The organism is Indolivaga alginatilytica, from assembly GCF_003201355.1.
GTDB classification, from domain to species: Bacteria; Bacteroidota; Bacteroidia; order Bacteroidales; family Dysgonomonadaceae; genus Dysgonomonas_A; species Dysgonomonas_A alginatilytica.
The window spans coordinates 1-19734 of sequence record NZ_QICL01000049.1 but is presented as its reverse complement, the minus strand read 5'-3'; the positions used below and the strand labels follow the sequence as shown (position 1 = coordinate 19734).

The 19734-nt window shown below is 36.8% G+C and carries 23 protein-coding genes and 1 pseudogene; 9 read left to right on the top strand and 15 right to left on the bottom strand.

Features of this window, described 5'->3' with window-relative positions:
• Positions 1-347: 347 nt before the first annotated feature.
• From CLV62_RS20665 to CLV62_RS20655, 3 genes are all read right to left on the bottom strand, one after another.
• Complete coding sequence (locus CLV62_RS20665; RefSeq protein ID WP_110312668.1) at positions 348-1070, bottom strand: head GIN domain-containing protein; 723 nt, start codon at positions 1068-1070, stop codon at positions 348-350.
• 117 nt (positions 1071-1187) lie between these two features.
• Positions 1188-1910, bottom strand: coding sequence for a head GIN domain-containing protein (locus CLV62_RS20660; RefSeq protein ID WP_110312667.1), 723 nt, complete (start codon positions 1908-1910; stop codon positions 1188-1190).
• Positions 1911-2153: 243 nt separating this feature from the next.
• Positions 2154-3398: a glycoside hydrolase family 88 protein gene (locus CLV62_RS20655; protein ID WP_110312666.1), complete on the bottom strand. Its 1245-nt coding sequence runs from the start codon at positions 3396-3398 to the stop codon at positions 2154-2156.
• A 499-nt stretch (positions 3399-3897) separates the two neighbouring features.
• Here CLV62_RS20655 and CLV62_RS20650 point away from each other — a divergent pair, with 499 nt between their 5' ends.
• Positions 3898-4434 (top strand): PsbP-related protein, encoded by a 537-nt coding sequence (locus CLV62_RS20650; protein WP_110312665.1) that lies wholly within the window; start codon positions 3898-3900, stop codon positions 4432-4434.
• Between the two features lie 95 nt (positions 4435-4529).
• On the opposite strand, the gene CLV62_RS20645 is transcribed toward CLV62_RS20650, so the two are convergent.
• The gene (locus CLV62_RS20645; RefSeq protein ID WP_110312664.1) at positions 4530-6017 is read right to left on the bottom strand and encodes a M56 family metallopeptidase; all 1488 of its coding nucleotides are present in this window, start codon (positions 6015-6017) and stop codon (positions 4530-4532) included.
• A 5-nt stretch (positions 6018-6022) separates the two neighbouring features.
• Positions 6023-6397, bottom strand: coding sequence for a BlaI/MecI/CopY family transcriptional regulator (locus CLV62_RS20640; protein ID WP_110312663.1), 375 nt, complete (start codon positions 6395-6397; stop codon positions 6023-6025).
• Between the two features lie 280 nt (positions 6398-6677).
• Between CLV62_RS20640 and CLV62_RS20635 the strand changes: the two genes are divergently transcribed.
• Positions 6678-7232, top strand: a complete 555-nt coding sequence (locus tag CLV62_RS20635) for a hypothetical protein (RefSeq protein ID WP_110312662.1) — start codon at positions 6678-6680, stop codon at positions 7230-7232.
• Positions 7233-7376: 144 nt separating this feature from the next.
• Here the strand turns inward: CLV62_RS20635 and CLV62_RS20630 are convergent, their stop codons facing one another.
• Both CLV62_RS20630 and CLV62_RS20625 read right to left on the bottom strand, forming a co-directional pair.
• The gene (locus CLV62_RS20630) at positions 7377-8180 is read right to left on the bottom strand and encodes a tetratricopeptide repeat protein (protein WP_110312661.1); all 804 of its coding nucleotides are present in this window, start codon (positions 8178-8180) and stop codon (positions 7377-7379) included.
• Between the two features lie 196 nt (positions 8181-8376).
• The gene (locus CLV62_RS20625; protein ID WP_110312660.1) at positions 8377-8670 is read right to left on the bottom strand and encodes a hypothetical protein; all 294 of its coding nucleotides are present in this window, start codon (positions 8668-8670) and stop codon (positions 8377-8379) included.
• A 650-nt stretch (positions 8671-9320) separates the two neighbouring features.
• Between CLV62_RS20625 and CLV62_RS20615 the strand changes: the two genes are divergently transcribed.
• The 7 genes from CLV62_RS20615 to CLV62_RS20585 all read left to right on the top strand — a co-directional run bounded on the left by CLV62_RS20615 (position 9321) and on the right by CLV62_RS20585 (position 15139).
• Complete coding sequence (locus CLV62_RS20615; RefSeq protein ID WP_170120118.1) at positions 9321-10232, top strand: site-specific integrase; 912 nt, start codon at positions 9321-9323, stop codon at positions 10230-10232.
• Positions 10233-10317: 85 nt separating this feature from the next.
• A complete protein-coding gene (locus tag CLV62_RS20610) occupies positions 10318-10527 on the top strand; it encodes a hypothetical protein (RefSeq protein ID WP_110312657.1) in 210 nt (69 codons plus the stop codon).
• Positions 10520-11833 carry a conjugative transposon protein TraM gene (traM, locus tag CLV62_RS20605; protein ID WP_110312656.1) on the top strand — a complete coding sequence of 438 codons (1314 nt, stop codon included), beginning with the start codon at positions 10520-10522 and terminating at the stop codon, positions 11831-11833. The genes CLV62_RS20610 and traM overlap by 8 nt, the downstream gene beginning before the upstream one ends.
• 65 nt (positions 11834-11898) lie before the next feature.
• Positions 11899-12867 (top strand): conjugative transposon protein TraN, encoded by a 969-nt coding sequence (gene traN, locus CLV62_RS20600; RefSeq protein WP_110312671.1) that lies wholly within the window; start codon positions 11899-11901, stop codon positions 12865-12867.
• 1 nt (position 12868) lies between these two features.
• Positions 12869-13450, top strand: a complete 582-nt coding sequence (locus CLV62_RS20595; protein WP_110312655.1) for a conjugal transfer protein TraO — start codon at positions 12869-12871, stop codon at positions 13448-13450.
• 51 nt (positions 13451-13501) lie between these two features.
• A complete protein-coding gene (locus CLV62_RS20590; RefSeq protein ID WP_110312654.1) occupies positions 13502-13927 on the top strand; it encodes a DUF3872 domain-containing protein in 426 nt (141 codons plus the stop codon).
• A 186-nt stretch (positions 13928-14113) separates the two neighbouring features.
• Positions 14114-15139, top strand: a complete 1026-nt coding sequence (locus CLV62_RS20585; RefSeq protein ID WP_110312653.1) for a toll/interleukin-1 receptor domain-containing protein — start codon at positions 14114-14116, stop codon at positions 15137-15139.
• A gap of 94 nt (positions 15140-15233) precedes the next feature.
• Here CLV62_RS20585 and CLV62_RS20580 read toward each other — a convergent pair whose 3' ends face one another.
• The 8 genes and pseudogenes from CLV62_RS20580 to CLV62_RS20550 form a co-directional block, all read right to left on the bottom strand.
• Positions 15234-16136 carry a hypothetical protein gene (locus CLV62_RS20580; protein ID WP_110312652.1) on the bottom strand — a complete coding sequence of 301 codons (903 nt, stop codon included), beginning with the start codon at positions 16134-16136 and terminating at the stop codon, positions 15234-15236.
• Complete coding sequence (locus CLV62_RS22220) at positions 16136-16363, bottom strand: OST-HTH/LOTUS domain-containing protein (RefSeq protein ID WP_262509971.1); 228 nt, start codon at positions 16361-16363, stop codon at positions 16136-16138. Before CLV62_RS22220 ends, CLV62_RS20580 begins: the two co-directional genes overlap by 1 nt.
• A 129-nt stretch (positions 16364-16492) precedes the next feature.
• Positions 16493-16804, bottom strand: a pseudogene (locus CLV62_RS22120) (hypothetical protein); the annotation flags it as partial.
• A 12-nt stretch (positions 16805-16816) separates the two neighbouring features.
• Positions 16817-17221 (bottom strand): hypothetical protein, encoded by a 405-nt coding sequence (locus CLV62_RS20570; protein ID WP_110312650.1) that lies wholly within the window; start codon positions 17219-17221, stop codon positions 16817-16819.
• 107 nt (positions 17222-17328) lie between these two features.
• Positions 17329-17502: a histone H1 gene (locus tag CLV62_RS20565; RefSeq protein ID WP_110312670.1), complete on the bottom strand. Its 174-nt coding sequence runs from the start codon at positions 17500-17502 to the stop codon at positions 17329-17331.
• A gap of 170 nt (positions 17503-17672) precedes the next feature.
• Positions 17673-18119 carry a hypothetical protein gene (locus CLV62_RS20560; protein ID WP_110312649.1) on the bottom strand — a complete coding sequence of 149 codons (447 nt, stop codon included), beginning with the start codon at positions 18117-18119 and terminating at the stop codon, positions 17673-17675.
• A 2-nt stretch (positions 18120-18121) separates the two neighbouring features.
• A complete protein-coding gene (locus CLV62_RS20555; protein ID WP_110312648.1) occupies positions 18122-18628 on the bottom strand; it encodes a hypothetical protein in 507 nt (168 codons plus the stop codon).
• 23 nt (positions 18629-18651) lie between these two features.
• Positions 18652-19734, bottom strand: a 1083-nt coding sequence (locus CLV62_RS20550) for a PcfJ domain-containing protein (RefSeq protein WP_110312669.1), incomplete at its 5' end; no start/stop codon positions are given.

Genomic DNA, 19734 nt, shown 5'->3' with positions numbered 1-19734 from the left:
TTTTGTCTGAGACCTTGGTTTGCATATCTTGAAAAACTCCCCAGTTTTTCTTTCTAAGATACGAAAAATCAAGGTCTTTTCAAAATATTAAAAAACTTATATTCAAATAATTATATCAATTTAGTGCCTCTTTTTGTCATGTACTATGAACAAAAGTAACAAAAGTGACACTTTTTCCGCTGTCTTATCTTTTCTGTGTTTACTGTTTACTGATCCTTACATGGATAGATAAAATATCCTAAGTCACTGATTGGTACTGTGAATAATCATAAAGATAAAGCCGACATAAGCAATCTGCATTGCAAACATCGGCTCTATGAAAAAAAGGGCGTTATATTTTTATTTCTTTATAGTTTGGATACGCTTCCTGACCCGTTTATCGTGTTATCATGCGATTGAGGATCACCTTTGTACAGTATGCTTCCACTGCCATTTATTTTACTTGCCAGTTTTTCGGTAGCATATACTTTGGCACTTCCCGATCCACTTATGGTGCAACTTGTGTTTCTTGTATTCAAATTGGCAGCATCAACACTACCACTGCCTTTTATCGAAATGTCGTTATTAGTTGCGCTTCCCGCTACTTTTACTCCTCCCGAACCGGCTATTGATATATTCAGATTATCATATTTAATATCGTCAGCATATAAGCTACCCGACCCTGCAATAGAAATGTCTAAAGATGAAGATGTAACGTTACCTTTCAAAGTAACATCTCCCGATCCGGCAATTCTTACCCTCGATAAGCTTTCCGAACTGGCGTATGCCTTAAATTGTGATGGCTGTATATTTTGTCCATCTAAGGAAATAGACAGAACTCCGTTTTTAACTTCGGCTTTTACATATTGTTTTAGGTTCTCGTCTATCTCGATGCGTACGGATGGACTTTGACCAGCCCTTTGCTCAAAAATTATGTCATTCGAACCTGTTACTGATATTTCGGAAAAGGATGGCATAGATTCTTCTATGGTAGTAATGTTTTTGTTTCCTTTTACGGGGTTAAAAGCACCTCCCGATCTGCAAGATGTTATTATTGCAAGTATGCATAAAATGGTTAGAAGTTTTTTCATATCAGAATTCGATTTTAAAAAGTGAAATGTTTATTATATTTTGAGAATACGACTTTGCTTTATCTCTTAAAGAGTAAGACTCCGCATCTTTGTGAATTGTTACAGCAATGTATGTTTTTAATCTTTAGAAGCGATGTCTGCCATTCCGCTTTTTGATAAATTTGTTTCTTTGGGGCTACCTTTATAGTTAATATCGCCCATGCCACTTGCTTGAGCTGAAAGTATCTCCGACGCGTATATATAGATATTACCCATTCCCAATACTGCGCAATCTACATTTTTTGATTTCAGATCATAGGCTTTTACGTTTGCTTTACCGCTTACGTCTATTTTTGTATTAGCAGCCTCTCCTGCCAGAGTTATGTTGGCTAAGCCGGACATATTTATATTCAAATTCTGGCAATACAGATTTTCTGCTTTAATATCTCCCATTTCCGACACCAAAATATGGAGGTTCTCAGAATTGATAGAGTCTTTCAATTCTATATTATTGAGACCGCTGACAGAAAGGTCTGATAGTGCAGTTGAGTTTGTATATATTTTATAATGCTTCGGATTGATTTCTTGAGTAGTTCTTATTGTAAGTTTACCATCGGCTACGGTTGCCGATACATATTCTCGTAGATTTTCATCAATTTCTATACGCAGATAGGGTGCTTGATCTGCTTTTTGTTCATAAACAAGATCAAATTTTCCTCCAATCTCGATACTGTTATAGTCGTCAATCTTTATTTCAGAAGAAACAGACTGCCCGTTTCCTTTAACCCCATTCTTGAATGCAGACATTTTGCAGGAGGTCATAATTACAACACTCATCAATATACATGCTAATATTCTCATAATCGTTTAAGCTTTTCTTATTTGACTAGGCAGGGGTATGTTTGGTTACAAAATTCGAAGAGAAATTTATTTTATTTTTAAAAATAAAGGGTAATCAAAAACGATTACCCTTTATCATTCTTAAATAATTTCAATTATTTTATACTATATCTTTATTCGTAGGGGTAGACCTATGTGTCTGCCCGATATCGGATGAACACATAGGCTCACCCCTACACCAAAGCAATAAAAAGGTTTGAGACCTTATTTTAGATTTTTGTATCTGACAAGTGCCTCCAAAAAGTAATAGTCGGCGTAGCAAAGAGGAACATCTATTTCGGAACGGTGAGGGATACTACCCACACAATGCATAATTAAGAAATTGGCATTTGTACCTAATGCAGCTCTGTAATTAGGAGACGCTAGACTATATAACATTTTAGTTGCGGTGTCGGTATAAGATTTATTTTTAGTCATTTCACCCAGCTCGAATAATGCCGAACTTACAATTGCTGCGGCAGATGCATCTTTGAGCTTTTCTTGAAATTCAACAGCATACGATTTTCCTTGAGGAGTATATCCGGCCTGTCCAACATTGAAATCCCATACAGGAACGAAATCGGCAGGTAAATTCTTGATGAAATAATCAGCCAGATGTTTAGCCGTGTTTAGATAGCTCGAATCTTTAGTTTCCCTGTATACCATCGTGAACCCGTATATAGCCCATGCCTGACCGCGTGCCCATGTCGAATTGTCACTGAAACCTTGTGCCGTTCCTTTGAAGCGCACATCTCCGGTGATAGTATCATAATCTAATACGTGGAAAGAGCCGAAATCTTCCCTGAAGTGATTTTTCAGGGTCGTATTAGCATGTTTTACTGCGATATCATAAAACTTCTTGTCCCCGGATATTTTAGATGCATTGAAGAGTAACTCCAGATTCATCATATTATCAATAATAACCGGAAATGCCCATTTGGTAGTATCTCCCCATGCCCTGCCTCCGTTCCACGATTTGATGGATTGGATTTTATCATTGTAACGGGTCGATAACGATTGGGCGCTTTCAATAAGGATATCTTTATATTCGGGTTTTGGAGCCAAACGTGCAGCATTTCCATAGCTGCAATACATCATAAAACCCAAGTCGTGATTGCCTGTATATGTTTTCAAAGGTTCGAGCGAATGTGTCCATTTCTCAGCACTATTTCGCCATGTTGTGTCGCCTGTTAATTCATATAAATACCATAACGAACCGGGGAAAAAACCGGGGGTCCAATCATACATATCTGTCACTCTTAATGTTCCGTTTTCGTTTGCTGTACGAGGATAGTTCTTTCCGGTTGGCTCTCCTGTTGCTTCGAGCATCTTAAGGGTTTGAGCTTTTGCGAAATCGACATTTTCTTGGATGAAATTTACTTTCTCTTTATTCTTTTCGTCTTTGCAGGATGTAACGAAAAATATTCCGGCTATAAAAAGAGAGAATACTTTAATTGTTGATGTTTTCATAGAATACTGTTTTAAATTAAAAAAGGCTATTGGTTATTTTACTTTTCATATTGTGTAATAAGTTACGTTTAATATTTAATGCAATGTTTTATCAGTATAACTATCTCTGCTTGTTATGCCTGCCAAAGCAATAAAAAGATCTGTGACCTTAGTTTTGTTTTGCTAGGGGATGCTTAATCGTAAATAATTATCGTATGTCATAGCAGTCTGGTTATATAAGGTTTTTTTAGGTTAAAGTTGCGTAACAGATCAAAAATAATGAAAATAATCTTTTAAACTCAACTGAATGTGATAAATAGCATATATTTTCTTCTTGGGAGTTGTAATTTCGGGATTCTTTTAAAGAATAAAGCGCTATAAACCGTGAGTAATGACTTCTTGTGTTCTGATTTTCTTTATCTTTATGACTTTAGTGAAAACGCGAACAAAAGAATGTCTGCATTTCTCTAAATTGTAATAAAACAATAAATGGGTCTCAGACCTTAAAAACAGAGATATTATGAAAGTGATTAATGGAGCGATTTTATTAGCAGTAGCCGTAATGATGATTGGTTGTGGTGGAAATACCAATAAAGATGCTTTAAAAGATACATCTACAGAGCAAGTCGCAGATAGTAATAAAGTTGCGGCAGGAAGTTATGCTAATGAACAATTAGGATATAGTATCACTTATCCGAAAGATATTCTTATACTTGATGAGTCCACGGTGAACAGCGAGCAACAAGTATTTAAACCTGTTGAGGGTAAGGCCGAACTTCGTATATTTAGTGATAAACGTGTAGATAAAAGCGGTACTCCGATTGCATTCAATGCCGCTTATGAACAAGATATAGCGGACAGGAAAGGTCGGCAAATAGCACATAGCTCATTAAGTCCTAATTATTATGTAATATCGGGATTGGATGGTGATTTGCTTTATTATCAAAAAACGATTTTTTCGAAAGGAGGTTTAGTCACAGCTGTGCTTAAGTATCCTAAAGAGGAAAGAGATATTTTTAACGCTATGCTTAATCCACTATTTGGTTCTTTTAAATAATAAAAGATTAGAGTTTTCATAAAAAAAGGTTGCATCCATTAATGGGTGCAACCTTTTTTATAGAACTAAATTTCAATTATTTGATACTTAGCTGATTATTTTTTTAATTTGACAATTACTACACCCTTTTTAGCTCTGTCTCCATATAAAGCTATTGTTTCATCATTGCCTTTGTTCCAAACATTAACACTTTCTATTCTATCGGGATTTATTGTATCAATAATCTCCTTACTCACTTCTTTGCCATCTACAATGAATATAGGGACATCAGCTTTAATATTAGTCATCTCAAAAGCCTCATCTTTAGCAGGTGAGTTTTCTGCTGTTGCACTTTGGTTTTCTTCTGCAAGTTGATTTGAGGTTGTCAGGACATCATTATTCATCGCAGTAGCGAGTAATGCTCCTCCTTTTGTTGTAATTATTATTACCCCATTTGTACCCTTGTCTCCATATATTTCTGTTGAAGACTTGTCTTTAAGTACAGATATCGATGCAATCTCGTTCGGTTCAAGCTTTCCCATTTCTACGGATGAGGATTCTTTCCCGTCAATAATGAACAATGCTTTGTTAGGATCGGTATTTTCAGTATTACTGCTATTGTCTGCGGCATAGCCGATAACCTTTAACGGCTCGCTGGCATTATTGGCTCCGAATCCTATGACATGTATTGTAGAATCCTGTGCAGGTGCTTCCGCTTGGTTAATCGGGTTCTGATCGACAGGCTTAAATGTATAGCGAGGAGTTGCCGAAGCCCAAAAGAATAATCCAAAAGAGGGAATAAGAGCCAGTATAGCTGCTTTTCGCCACGGTGAAGTTTTTACTTTCTTAATCATAAATAAACGATTTAGTTGGTTTGGATAATTAAATGAATTGGAGAAAGAAAACACCGGGCCCTGAAATCTTTGATTGATAAGTGCCGCTTGGTATACAGCAGGCGAAATGCCTGAGTCTATAACGGCTTTATCAGCTAAGAATTCGTGATTTTCTTTCTGTGACGACACGTAAAACCACATCAGAGGATTGAACCATTGCAGTAATAGTGCACATTCGCTGCATAACAGATCGATCCAATGTTTTTGAGATATGTGAGTTATTTCATGTTTTATTATTAAATCTTTTTCGGTCTCAGTTAAATCCTTAGTATTGATGGCAATACAATTAAGTACCGTAAAGGGTGATTTTATTTCTACACTGTCTATTAATTTATAGTTATCACACTTTGTCGTCTCTCCCGATTTTATCAGTTTGATGAGTTTTCTATATGATGTCAGGTTACGAAGTAATTGTATTGTAATCCCTGTCAGATAAATAACAGACAGAATGAGCCAAATATCTATTTCTAGTGTTTTGGGTGCTTTTTGTATACTTGCTATCTCTGTTGCATTTGCTGATATTGAGAATGGCAGGACTACATCGTATGAAAAACGTATACTTGGGATTATAAAAGATGCTATCAAACCACTTATCAGAAATGCTCTGTTGAAACGAAAGAATGTGGTGGAGCGCAGAAATATCCTATAAATGAGAAAGAATATTCCTATGCAGATACCCGACTGGGCAATGTATGTTATAAGTTCTTTCATAATTATTATTTGTTTTGTTCTTCTTGCAAGGCTTGTTTTGTTTCCTCCATTAATTTATCCAGATCATCTATCGATAAATTTGTCTCCTTGGCAAAGAAAGAGGTGAGAGAGGAAAACGATCCGTCAAAATAGTTTTTAAGAAAGCCGAATAATTGTTTCTTCGAATAATCATCTTTTTTGATAATTGCCCAATATACATTCGACCGTCCATCAGTTCTGTGTGCTACAAATTCTTTAGTCTCTAATATCCCTAATATAGTAGCAATAGTAGTTCGTGCGGGTTTGTCCTTAGCGAACTCTTTTAGTATATCTTGTACTGTGGCTTCTTCTAAAGTCCAGAGTATGTGCATTATTTGTTCTTCAGCTTTTGTCAGTTGCATAATTTTCGATGTTATGAAGCAAATGTATGTCTAATTTTTTAGACATACAATAGTTTGCCTGATTTTTCGTCTAAAAAAATAGACGATGGTGGGTTTTTCTTTTGAATTTAGTTAAAATCTGTTTTTCTAAATGTGTTGATAAATCTTTGTAAAGCTCCTTCTGATAAAGAAAAAGGCAGTATTACGATAGTATTTATTCTTAGTTAAAGAATGTAAGGATATTAAACCTATACAGCTTTGTGTCGTCAAAGATGCATAAACAATTAAAAGTAAAAAGAATATGAAAAAGATATTATTATCATTAGTACTATTAGCAAGCATTTCATTAGGTTTATCGGCTCAGGGAAGAGATGGCGGACGTAGAGGAGGAGACAGATCGAAAGCTCTACAAGAATTGAATCTTACCGCTGAGCAACAAGAAAAAGTGAAATCTCTATCCAAAGAATTTAAGACAAAGAATGATACTCTAAGAAGTCAACAAAGAGAATTAAGAAAAAGCCATCAGTCTGATTTTATGGCAATACTAACTCCGGAACAACAAGTGAAGTGGAAGGAGAGAGTAGAGAAGAGATCGAGAAATGAAAATAGAGCTGGAAAGAATCCGGGAAGAAACGGCAGAGGAGGAAAGCGAATGAATCTGGATGCTGCAACTACTGCAAAATTGGATGATTTGAAGTCTAACTTTTTAAAAGAGAAGAAAGCGGTAGAAATGAGCCGTATTGCCCCCGAAGCTCAAAAAGAAAAGATACAAGGCTTGAAACAAAAATATAGAACAGATCGTAGAGAGATTATAAAAGAAGCGCGTCCTAAAGCAGCTGAAAAAAGTAACTCGTAAATATTCGGTATATATAAGTAGAGTTAAATATTTAATGCGATATTTTATCAGTATAACTGTCTCTGGCTGTTATGCCTTCCAAAGCAATAAAAAGGTCTGCGACCTTAGTAAAAAAGCACCTTGATTTCAAGGTGCTTTTTTTATTTATTCTTGTTGTCCGAAGTTTGATAATTGTTGGATTGCCATTTGAGCCATTCCCTTTTGTCCGAATTGATTCTCCGGATCAATGTTAATACATTCCTCAAAGTCTTTGAGTGCCTCTTTTATTACACCTCGATTGGCTAATGTCAATCCACGATTAAAGAATAGTTGAGGATCGAAGGGGTCAAGCTCCACTGCCTGATTATAATCAGCAATAGCTTTGTCATACTCTTTCAAATTGACATATGCTGCTGCTCTGCAACTTAGATTTATTGTATTGTAGGGATTTATACCAATCGCTTTATTGTAATTTTCGATTGCTTCTTCATACATACCCAGATCATCGTAAGTATATCCTAAGTTACAATGGTAATCGGCATTTTCAGGGTCTAAAGCTATGGCTCTTTTATAGTCAATAATAGCTTTCTGGTATTCACCTAGTTTATTATAGGTATTTGCTCTGTTGTAATAAAGAGCTGGAATAGTGTTTGCTATCTCTATTGCCTTATCGTGATAGGATAGAGCTTCTTCGTATTGTTGCAACTCAGAATAAGCTACTCCTGCACTACTGTAACGATCTACCTTTTGTTCGGGAGATTCTTCTGCGGAGTTTGTATTTTGCTTTTCTATTTCTTCTAATAAAAGCCTTAATGCACTAGCTTTCTCTGCACCTGCCGGTTGGTGGAGCGCATCTCTTAACTTCTCAGAGTAAAGAGAAGAATAATTTTCTTGTGTGCCGGGCTCATTATTTCCGGTTTTATCTAATCCTAGAAATCCGAGTATTTTATTTAATCCGCTATTACTCATATTTGAAGAGGTCGCCGACCTTTGATTGTTGTTATTTAATAAATACAAAAGTAATCAAAAATTGTATCACGAGTATATTATCTTATTGTCGTATATTCACTTTTCAGCCTTAATTGAACGAAATGTATTTGGAAAATAAATAAAGAAGGTTTATTCTGATACAGAGTAAACCTTCTTTATAGAGTAAGTTAATGTGTTAATGTTGTTTCGCTTTTCGTCCTCGTGTTTTCGGTGGAGACTGTAATGTCTCTCTTGAATTGGGTTGTTCTTTTTCTTCGGGTTGTTCCGCCAACCACGATTTTAACTGATTTACTTTACGTATCAGGCAACTGGCACACGATTGAGGTGTTTCGGCTACTGTAAATACTTCGTTATATAATCCGTAGATGCGGCTCATGCTGTATCTGTGTGTAGAATTTACTTCTTTGATAAGTGAGATTACCTTCTCTTTTAAGATCTCGGTTTTACTTGTTGAGCTGTTTTGTGTCATAAATATTTTATTTTATTATTTTCGATTTATCATTAAGATATAATATGCCGAATATGGCAAGAGCAAAAAATACTCCTACCACCCAAAATAGGAGTGACGATATTACGATAGATACTATTGTACAGATGATCCACAAAAGATGAAAAGTGAGGCAAGGTTTACAGTTGAAAGGCTTTCTGTCTAGCTTATCCGAAAAACGGTTTAAAGCCAAATGCTTGCTTTCTGTAAGTATTTTACCTAAAAGGATGCCCGATAAATTTATAAAAATGCAGAGGATAAATAAAGTCAGCATAAGGAATTGTTTTCCTTATAGATAAAACAAATTTGAACCGATGAAAAAGTTAGAATATCGAGGTAATCGATTGGAATACAGTATATATTGCACTATTCTTCTTTATGCTGCAAAAACAAAAAAAGCAAGAAAAAGAGTATGTAAGCAGGCTTTCCGTTACCAGATCATTACCTGTTTTGTTTAACGAAAACAGATGTAAAATAATGATTTTAAACGTGTTAAAAGCTTGAAGTAGATAAGGGCGGTATAATGGTGTGAAAAATCTTTGCATCAGGCGTTTTACTCACTATTCGGTTGTTTTCTTCATAAGGTCATATAACTCATTTGAAAGTAATTTTAATACTAAAAAATGAGCCTTATGAATGATGAATTAAAGGTACTGTTCTACCTGAAAAAGAATGTCAAAACTAAAAATGTATTATGCCCTGTGATGGGGCGTATCACTATCGGAAAATCGATTGCCCAGTTCAGTTGCAAACTGGATGCCGATGCGAATTTATGGGATAGCAGATCGGGACGGCTAAGCGGAAAAAGCCAACCCGCTCAATCGGTCAATCGTAAAATTGAGAACTTAAGCCAACTTATTCACCGGCGTTACCGGGAACTAACGACCAGTCAAAAAGAGGTTTCAGCCAAAGATGTAAAAGAAGCTATGCAAGGCATTGCCACATCACAGGAAACCCTACTCGATTATTATGCAAAGAGCAATGAGCTATTCTTGAAACGGACAGGCATCGACCGCAGCATTAATACCTATATGGCTTACGCAGATGCAAAAAAATGTGTACAATCATTTATCCGGTATAAATACGGACTGTCCGATTTTTTTCTTAAATCATTGACCTATTCTTTTATCGAAGAATATGGTACCTATCTGCGTATTGAGAAAAAGTATAAACCCAATACCGTTCTAAACTTAGTGGTTTCACTTCGTCATGTCGTCCGTATGGCTGTCCATAAAGGAGTCATAAACAGAGATCCGTTCGACGGATATGTAGCCAAAGGATCGAAAGCAAAGCCCAAAAGCCTTACTCAAAGTGAATTGGAACAAGTGATGGCTATTAAATTACAGACCAAAAAGCAAAACATCAGTCGGGATATGTTTTTGTTTGCGGCATTCACCGGTTTAGCGTTCATCGATGTGAAGAATTTGAGACAAAAACACCTGGTAACCATGGAAGACAAAAGCCAATGGATACATACGCACAGGCAAAAGACGGGTACGGCATTTATAACTGGGGCAGGGAATCAGAGAGGCAGGAGCAACTGAAAATAGAGCATATCAGGCAACTCAATATGCGGAGATCCTCCGATACTATACCCTATGAATTTAACCAGAATAAAGACAGGATCCGATGAAGATACGCAATAGCACTTTTAAAAAAATGGATACGGTAACATTCTATACCGTGTCTATGCTTTTGATTGCATTTTTTTGTTGGATCATAGGTGATTCTAAGGTATCCAACCTAATTATGATTGATCCGGGTATAACAACGACAATGGATTATAACCTTGAAACAGGGCATACTACTTACAATCTAAAACAATATAATTATGAATGAAATAACAAATACTAATTCAAAACTCAAGCAGCAGTTTAAGAAATACTCTGTTTTTGTCTTGATGGCAATTATCGGTGTAGGCTCCCTCTGGCTGATCTTTAAACCATCCGATGCCGATAAAGCCAAAGAACAGGTGGGTATGGGCTTTAACTCGCACATACCTGATCCGAAAGCAGACGGTATTATCGGAGACAAGAAAGATGCCTACGAACAGGAACAGATGCAGCAACGCCAAAAGGACAGGATGCAGTCGTTAGAAGGGTATGCCGACATCTTGGAGAACTCAAAAAATGAGAGAGTCAGTATTGATTTAACTGATAAGCCGGAACAAAAAAAGGTTCAATCTGCCCCTAAAGCTCCTATTAACAATTCGGTATCTGCCTATCAGGACATCAACAAGACACTCGGTAATTTCTATGAAAAACCAAAAGATGATCCTGAAAAAGCTGAATTAAAAAAGAGACTGGATGAATTGGAAGCGAAGCAAAATGAAAAAAGCGATAAACAATCGGCTATGGATGAACAAGTGGCTTTGATGGAGAAATCTTATCAACTGGCAGCGAAGTATATGCCGCAGGGGCAGAGTCAAAGCGAACCTTTTCAAGACCAACCTACGAGTACAGGTAATGAAAGCCTGAGTAAGAAGATTGTGAAAGGAACTTCCAATAATTCGAATAATGGTAAAACAAAGATTAGCCCTGTGCGTCAGCTTCAACAGCAAACGGTATCGGCATTGGCTCAGAACATCAGCAACGAAGAATTATTTGTACAATACGACCAGGCACGGAATGTCGGATTTAATACCATGGATGCCAAAGAGGGAGTCTCTGAAAAGAATACGATCTCTGCTATTGTAGATAATGACCAAACGGTTGTTGACGGGCAAAGTGTCCGGCTTCGTTTGACTGAACCTTTGATGTCAGGCACTACGGTTATTCCTGAAAATACGATTATAACAGGGATGGCGAAGATACAAGGCGAACGGCTGGATATTCTGATTTCCAATATAGAGCATCAGGGGACAATTATTCCTGTGGAAATGACTGTTTTTGATTCGGACGGGCAAAAGGGTATTTACATCCCCGGCTCTCTGGAAATGAATGCCATCAAAGAGATTGCCGCCAATATGGGCAGTAGTGCGGGTACAAGTTTCACGATGACGCAGAGTGCGAGCCAGCAAATCGCATCGGATCTGACCAAAGGTGTGATACAGGGAGCTTCGGGTTATATGCAGAAAAAGATCAGGCAGATTAAGGTAACGCTAAAGTCGGGCTATCGGGTGATGTTAATGCCGAAAGCCAATTAGTTAATGTGCTAATATGAAAATTTGAAAATGAAAAATAAAGAATGAAAAATTTAAAAATAAGAATAATGAGAAAATATATTATTGCATTTGCATTGTTGTTCGGAGCATTCGGCATCAATGCACAAACAGAAGATTCCACAAATGAGCTTCTTAAACAGGAGTTACAGCAGCTTCTTAAACCGTCATCGGGAGATTATTATGAAGGGTTATCCAAGAAAATAACCTTCGACCGAATGATTCCGCCTTATGGCTTGGAAGTAACCTTTGATAAAACGGTGCACGTTATTTTTCCTTCTGCTATCAGGTATGTCGATCTGGGATCGAATAATATAGTGGCAGGCAAGGCAGGAACTTCGGAAAATGTAATCCGAATAAAGGCTGCTATTCGAAATTTTGAGACGGAGACCAATATGGCGGTTATTACCGAAGAAGGTAGCTATTACACCTTCAATATCAAATATGCGGATGAGCCGGAAAAACTGAACATTGAGATGAAAGATTTTATGCACGACGGTATAGCGATCAATAAACCGAATAATTCGATGGAGATTTATCTAAAAGAATTGGGAAGTGAGTCGCCCCGCATGGTTTATCTGATTAACCGTTCCATTTATCAGAACGATAAGCGATTGGTAAAGCATATCGGGAGTAAGCGTTTTGGTATTCAATATCTGCTGAAAGGTATTTATACACATAACGGCTTATTGTATCTGCATACACAGATAAAGAACGCATCGAATGTGCCTTTCGATATCGATTTTGTGCGTATTAAGATAGTGGATAAGAAAATGAGCAAGCAAACTGCCATACAGGAAACGGTCATCTATCCGCTCAGAGCTTATAACTTCGTCTCTCAGGTGGGTGGTAATAAGGCTGAGCAAACCGTCTTTACTATTGATAAGATTACTATACCCGATGACAAGCAACTGCTGATAGAACTGTTTGAGAAGAACGGCGGACGAAACCAGTCTTTTGTGATTGAAAATGAAGATTTGATAAGGGCTAGAGTAATTAACGAATTGAAAATAAAGTAATATGAGAAATCTAAAGAGATTAATCTTGTTAACACTGTGCCTTGTCCTTGTCGGGCAGGCTCAGGCTCAACGCTACTTACCGGGACAGAAAGGTTTACAGGTAACTGTTGGGGCAGTGGATGGCTTCAATCTTAAAAAAGGCGATAAGCAGGCGTTTTGTTTGGGTATTGCACATTCTACTTACACCAAAGGTGGTAACCGATGGTTATTCGGAGCGGAGTATCTCGAAAAGAAGCATCTGTATCGGGATATATTGATTCCTGTTTCGCAGATAACAGGTGAAGGGGGCTATTACAAACAATTCTTAGCAGATCCGAGCAAAACGGTTTTCCTGTCAGTGGGTGCTTCTGGAATGGCGGGTTATGAAACGATCAATTGGAGTAAGGAACTGTTGTTCGATGGGGCGACTATTCAAAGTAAGGATAATGCGATCTACGGTGGTGCTGTAACGTTTGAGATTGAAGCATTTCTGACGGATAGGCTTGTATTATTAGCGAATGTGAGAGAGCGTATACTGTTCGGTTCTTCGATTAATAAGTTTCATACTCAAATAAACGTTGGAGTAAAATTCATTATAAACTAGCCTCCCAAACCCTCCGAAGGAGGGCTTCAAGAGGATAAATACAAATACGATATGAGAAAATTTGCATCTTATTTAATCTACGCGATACTGATTGCCTGTATCGCATGTGCCTGTAGCGACGATATTGATATTAAGCAAGGTTATGAATTCAAGGTTACTCACTTGCCTGTTCCCAAAAAGGTAAAGAAAGGGGAAACGGTTGAGATTCGTTGTCAGTTGGAGCGTTCGGGTAGGTTTGACCAGGCGAGGTATTATTTGAGCTATTTTCAAAGTGATGGTAAAGGTTCTTTGTCGATGGATGGTACGGTATTTTTGCCGAATGATACCTATGATTTGACGAAGGAAACATTTCGGCTGTATTACACTTCTCAGTCCGATGAACAGCAAGTGATTGATATTTATTTCTCGGATAATTATCAGAATACCTCCTTTTTAAGTTTTTCGTTTAACAATGATAATAACGACAAGGAGGAATAGCGATGATGACAATGATGGTAATTTCGTATATCTCTACGTGGGTAAGTATTATTTATTCATTCATTGCGGAAAGCTCCGAGTGATGTGGAATTGTGAGGAGATGGAGTAAATTTATAGAAAGGGCTGAGAATTTAAGTTTCTCAGTCTTTTCTTTTTAAATTTGTATTTACTAATAATATAATCTCTATGACTGACCAAGGTATTTTGATTCATTACTACGACACAGTGAAAGCATTGTTAAAAGCAAAAGGTGAAACTGAAATTTTAAAATTGTTTAAGAGAGACAACTTGAGGTGTATACAAACCGGACATGATAACTGGAATGGTGGAATTGATTTTTATCAAGTAGAACTTTCTGTTTCTGCTACAGAATATGTAAGATTAGAGAAGAAAGATAAAATTGGGAATATAGAATCCTTAATAAATTCAATTCTCAATGATGTAACTAAAGGAGACGAAAGTATTGTTTTTAATAATGTGATAATTGTACCTTTTGATCCTGCTGATGATATTGATCCCGAGGAAGATGTTGCAGACTTTACATTTTGGGATTTTGGCTACTATAATATATTTATCAGCCATTTAACCAAAGATAAAATATCAGCATCAAATTTAAAGGCTGCATTAGCTTCTTATGGAATTTCCAGTTTTGTTGCACATGAAGATATTGAACCAACAAAATTATGGGCTAACGAAATAGAGAGTGCACTAAAGACGATGCATTGTTTGTGTGCTGTAATTACTCCTGAATTTAATAATAGCAAATGGTGTGATCAGGAAGTTGGCTATGCTTTAGGTAGAAATATTCTGGTTATTCCAATTAGGAAAGGATGTGATCCTTATGGTCTTTTAGGCAAAATTCAGGGTATACAATCCAATGGTAAGAGTGCAAATAAGTTAGCTGAAGAAATATTCCATATATTATGCAGCAACAAACTTTCACAGAAGACTTATCTCAAAACATTAGCCAGCCTATTCCTAAACTCAAAAAGTAATGATGAGGCATCCAAATGGTTAGGTCTTATTAAAGATATAAAGTTTGTAGATAATGAAATTGTTGAGTTCATACATTCTAATTATCTCTCAAATAGCAACTTATCAGATGACTCAATTCTAAAAACAGCTAATGGGTTTTTTACAAGGCATTCCTTTAAACCTTTGCAAAGAACAGTTGTTATTGAAGAAAGTGTTGATGATGATTTGCCTTTTTAAAAATAACAATTTTCCCGTCAGTCTTCGTTTCTTTTTTCCGGATCAGGCTTACGAAAAGAAAGAGGGAGAATTCTAATTCATCTTCTTTTTTCTCCTATTTACCGGGAGGTATACACGCTACTAATTTATCAAACAAAGGCGTTTTGGTAATGTATTCGACTGTGTCGAATGCCTTTCCCTGTTTATTGATGTTTACCAAGCCCCAATAGTTAAGGAAACGATCAAAAGTGCGTAGGCAGTAGCAATGAGTGAGAAAGCCTTCCAATGTTCCGGGTACCGCTACTTCGAAACTATCTATTAGCATCGGAAAAGCATTTATATATTTTTCTGCATAGAACCTACTCGTTTTGTTCTGATCACCATATTTATTGACCAAAATAAGCGAAAACCCAACTCCAAACTGTCCGACTTCTTCCATCCCCCAATTATCGAAACTCGACCAATTGAAACGGTGTACAAAAAATAAAAACAGATGTTCAAATAGATTGACATCGGATTCAAGCAGTTTTCTGCCCTTTAGAGTAAGGCTGAGTTTGCCATGTCTTTTTAGGCAGACACCCGATGACACTAAGATGTAATGAGCCAGAGATATTATATCCGAATCATTCTCTCTTTTTAGTTTTACATAGCCTTGTTCGATGTTATCTTCTTTAAAATAGCCCAGATTATACAATTCAATGACAAACTTAGGAGGCAGATAACCATTAGGAGTCAGTTTGACTGACCCTTCCCGTTTGATAATCTCAGCCAGGCTTCTGATTTGCACATATAAAGGGCTTTGTGCATAATCATCCTTACTTAGCTTACGCAGATAAACCGGAGAACTTTCGTCGAAGGGATGATGCAATATTTTGAACATTTCGGAAGTACAATAGCCTTCAAACTCAGGAACAGAGTGACCGTTTTTATCATCCATTATCTGGTCAAGAGCTTGTTGCAATTTTTCCATTGTAAATCCTTCATCCGGAAGTTCATTCGGGAATAAATCAATTTTCATCACTTTTCTTTTTTATAGACAATACTACAAGCCCCTTTTTCTTCGACTTGAATAACCTCATACTTATCTAATTTCTCATAGACTTCCCCTAATGTTTTACAACCGTAACGACGAGGTTTGTATTGAGGATATATCTTTTTTAGCATAAATCCAAGTTCGGATAATGCTACTCTCTCTTTTTCATAGAGATCAAATGCTTTATCAAAAATATGGGCTTCCTTTTGCAATATGGTTTCCGGAGTATCTCCACTTTCTAATTGAACCCTTGCTATCGGCTTTATATCATTATATTTGACCTTTTTATTATGATTGGCTTGCTCTACAGGATTTTCAGTAATTTCTCCATCGTCAGTTGTAGAGCCATCTCCTTGAAGTTTGGCTTTTCTCTTTTGTCCTTTTGCTTTTTTCTGCTTCTCTTTTTTGAATTTCTCTTTGGCAATCAGCTGTTTAATCGATTTTACTATTAATGGCTCTTCCCGTTTGAAACGTTTGAAGTAAATATCCTCTATGAATTGGGGCAATGGTGCTTTCCATGTTTCCTGCTTGTGATTATCGACTTTACCTAACTTATCGGGATTTAAACCTAATTCTCTCGCCATCATAGTATGTCTATCCGACAGGCGATGTTTCTTTTGTGCAACTAACCATTTATCCAGTTTCACAGCCATAATGCAACAATCTTAGTTTTGCGAATTTTTCAGATGATCCTCAATCAGAAATTCATTAACGGTATAATCCTTTGCTTCCTCTTTGGCTATCAGTCCATATTTAAAAACCAACTCATCCAATAGGCTCAAAGGCAAATGTAGATAGGCTGCAAAATCGGGATGATAAGATAACCCGAAACCAAACATAATGCCATCATGTTCATTTTCACAATCAATCATCAGAACACAGTAATTATGTTCGTGGGTAGCATCAATACTCATAATCACTTCAGCATCCGAAATATTTGAGGGTTTAATACCTTCAGGCATCAGCTTGTAAAATTCAAAATCTTTCCGACCACATGAAATGTATGTGGTATATAATTCCCGAAGTTGATCCGTAGTCAGATGATTGATAAAATAAAAACGTTCCGTCATATTTTAGAAGTTTAATCCATACCAAAGGAAGTAAAATTCTATGAACAGAAAATAAAAAAGGGTAGCAAAAATCTACCCAATGAAAGTTATTGTATCTTTTGAACTTCTTACTTAGAGAGTTCAATTGATTTTTTACGAAATTCTTTCAACGCCTTTTCAATAGCCAGCGATGATTTTCTGGCACGGGTTCCGGCTGCTTTGTTTCCGGCTTCTACTTGCAATGCTGCGTCTTTTGCAAAATCAGCAAATAATTGATTCAAATTGTCTGTTAGTTGTTTCATGTTTGTTTTTTTAATTATTTCAGGGGCAAAGATAGTTAAACCGACTAATTTATTCTCATGGTTTTTTGTTTCTTTTCTTCCGTTCAGACTCATGAGAAAAGAAACGGACTGAATTTCTCAGTCCGCCTTCATGTTGCTTTGTATTAGTATCTGTCCCATAATTAATTATTTTATTCAATTCTATATTCTCCCAAAAAGTTCTCGCATGGTACAACTAACATATCCCCGTCCATTAAAAATATATCTGCATATTTGAGAGATAGGTTTTGATGTGCGATACTGTTGGCACATAGCCAAAACTCATTCCAATCCCATCCATAAATGGTTAGCCGTGTTAGTCTGCGACCTACATAGCCAAAATCCTCATACGGTTTAAACTGTCGTTCCGGTTTAAATATATGTTCTCTGTATCTGAACTCATCAGCCTTTAGCCCTTTGGTAACAACAATCATTAGCTTTTCTTTGAGTTTGCTTCTTCGGACATAGAAATAGTTGGGTATCCTTTTGTCTATTCTTCGAAAATGCTCCATTGCTTCCTCTACTTCCCCCAATCCTGCCAATAAATCGACTTCATCGGTACAATAACGGGCGTGTGTATAAGTTGATAACTTCCTCATTTTTATGCTGTTTTTTTGTTATTATAATCTTCCAATGCCTTATCTAATACTGTTTGTAGTTTTGCAAGTCCATCGACACGTTGTTGTAATTTGACTTGTGCATCCAACCAAATAGGGTCATTTTCAAAATCATGGAATAATGTTTTTAATCTTTCTTCCTCGTATTTCTTTATGATATTCTTGGCTCTTGTTACTAATCCCTTCCAACGGATAACCTTTGAATACAGGCTGTCATGGTCTAATCTAAGAGAAGTGTTTTTGTCAAAATGGCTGTGCCATATACAGATATATTCTTTGGGGTATTGGCATTGTAATTTGGCTGCTCTCCATCTGAATACATAACTGTACTTTTTACTCATATCAGCAGGGAGCGTATATGTGTAGAGAATTACATCGGCTGCATGGCAATCGTTGGTTCTGTAACCGATGGATATAATTACCCATCGGTTTACATTCAATTCTTTCTCGACTTGCTGTTCAGCCTTTTGTTGTTCAAAATAATCATTCATAATAGTATCAACTTATGTATTGTTTATGCTGCCATTCTCTCCTCTATCAAAGCGATATTCTCATTGACAAGGTTGATAATTTGACTGTGGTATTCGGTGCATTTATTACATTTCCCTCTGCTTTGGATAACTTTCAGTTGAGACAATGAGACTTCGATTGTTTCGATACGTTTGCCGTCTATGCAAGCCGACAATATCAATGAATCTTCTTTTGAATGATAAGTGCTGACACAGTGTTTCATGAACTTTCCCTCAGTAATTATTTCGGCTACACTTTCTAACACACGGATATTGATAAGCCCATCGAAGATTACAATTCCGAAAAACTTGGCTTTGGCTTCTTTATACGAATCTTCCTTTTCGAGTTGTTTCTCTATTTCTAAAAGTGCATCGGCTTTTGCTTTCTTGATTACATAGCGGTCGTGTTCTGCTCTCAGATTGGCAGGACAAACATATTTAGCATTGTGCAGGTCTTTGCCAAAGAACCGAAGCAAGTCGATATAGTCGCACCACATAGTCGCATCCTTAATCTTATATCCGTTGCGGATACATATTTTGATAGATGTCCAATAATTGTCTGTATTCTTCCAACCGCTATCCATGATTCGTTGGAGTAGCTTTGTATATCCTGCTTTTATCAGTGTTTCGGCTCTGCTGTCGGTTAGTAGAGTACGGAATAGGTCCAACGGCTTTTGATTGTATAAGGCTTTCTTATAGCCTGTACGCTTTAATTCGGAAATTAGTTTTTGTTTCGGATAAACTGCTCCTGTGGATATCCTATCATAGATATTTATATAATACTTGTTGTTGATATTTTCGCTACGCAGTTCTAAAGAAGTATGAAATAGCCATGAATCATAGTAGCACGTTCCCATTGTCTGGCGAAGCCGTGCAAATGTGACGTGTTTGCCATTGGGTGCTATCCAGCGTTGCATGACCTCCGAATGCGTGTATTCGGGTAGCTTGCCCACTTTGGTGGTATAGCTTAACATAATCGTCCGTACAACCTGGTAGCCTTTGTGTGCATCTATAACAGTCATATAGTAGCTGTCATTGAAACTCCGCTTTTGACTTGTCTTGACTATCAGTTTTGATTTACAGTTCGG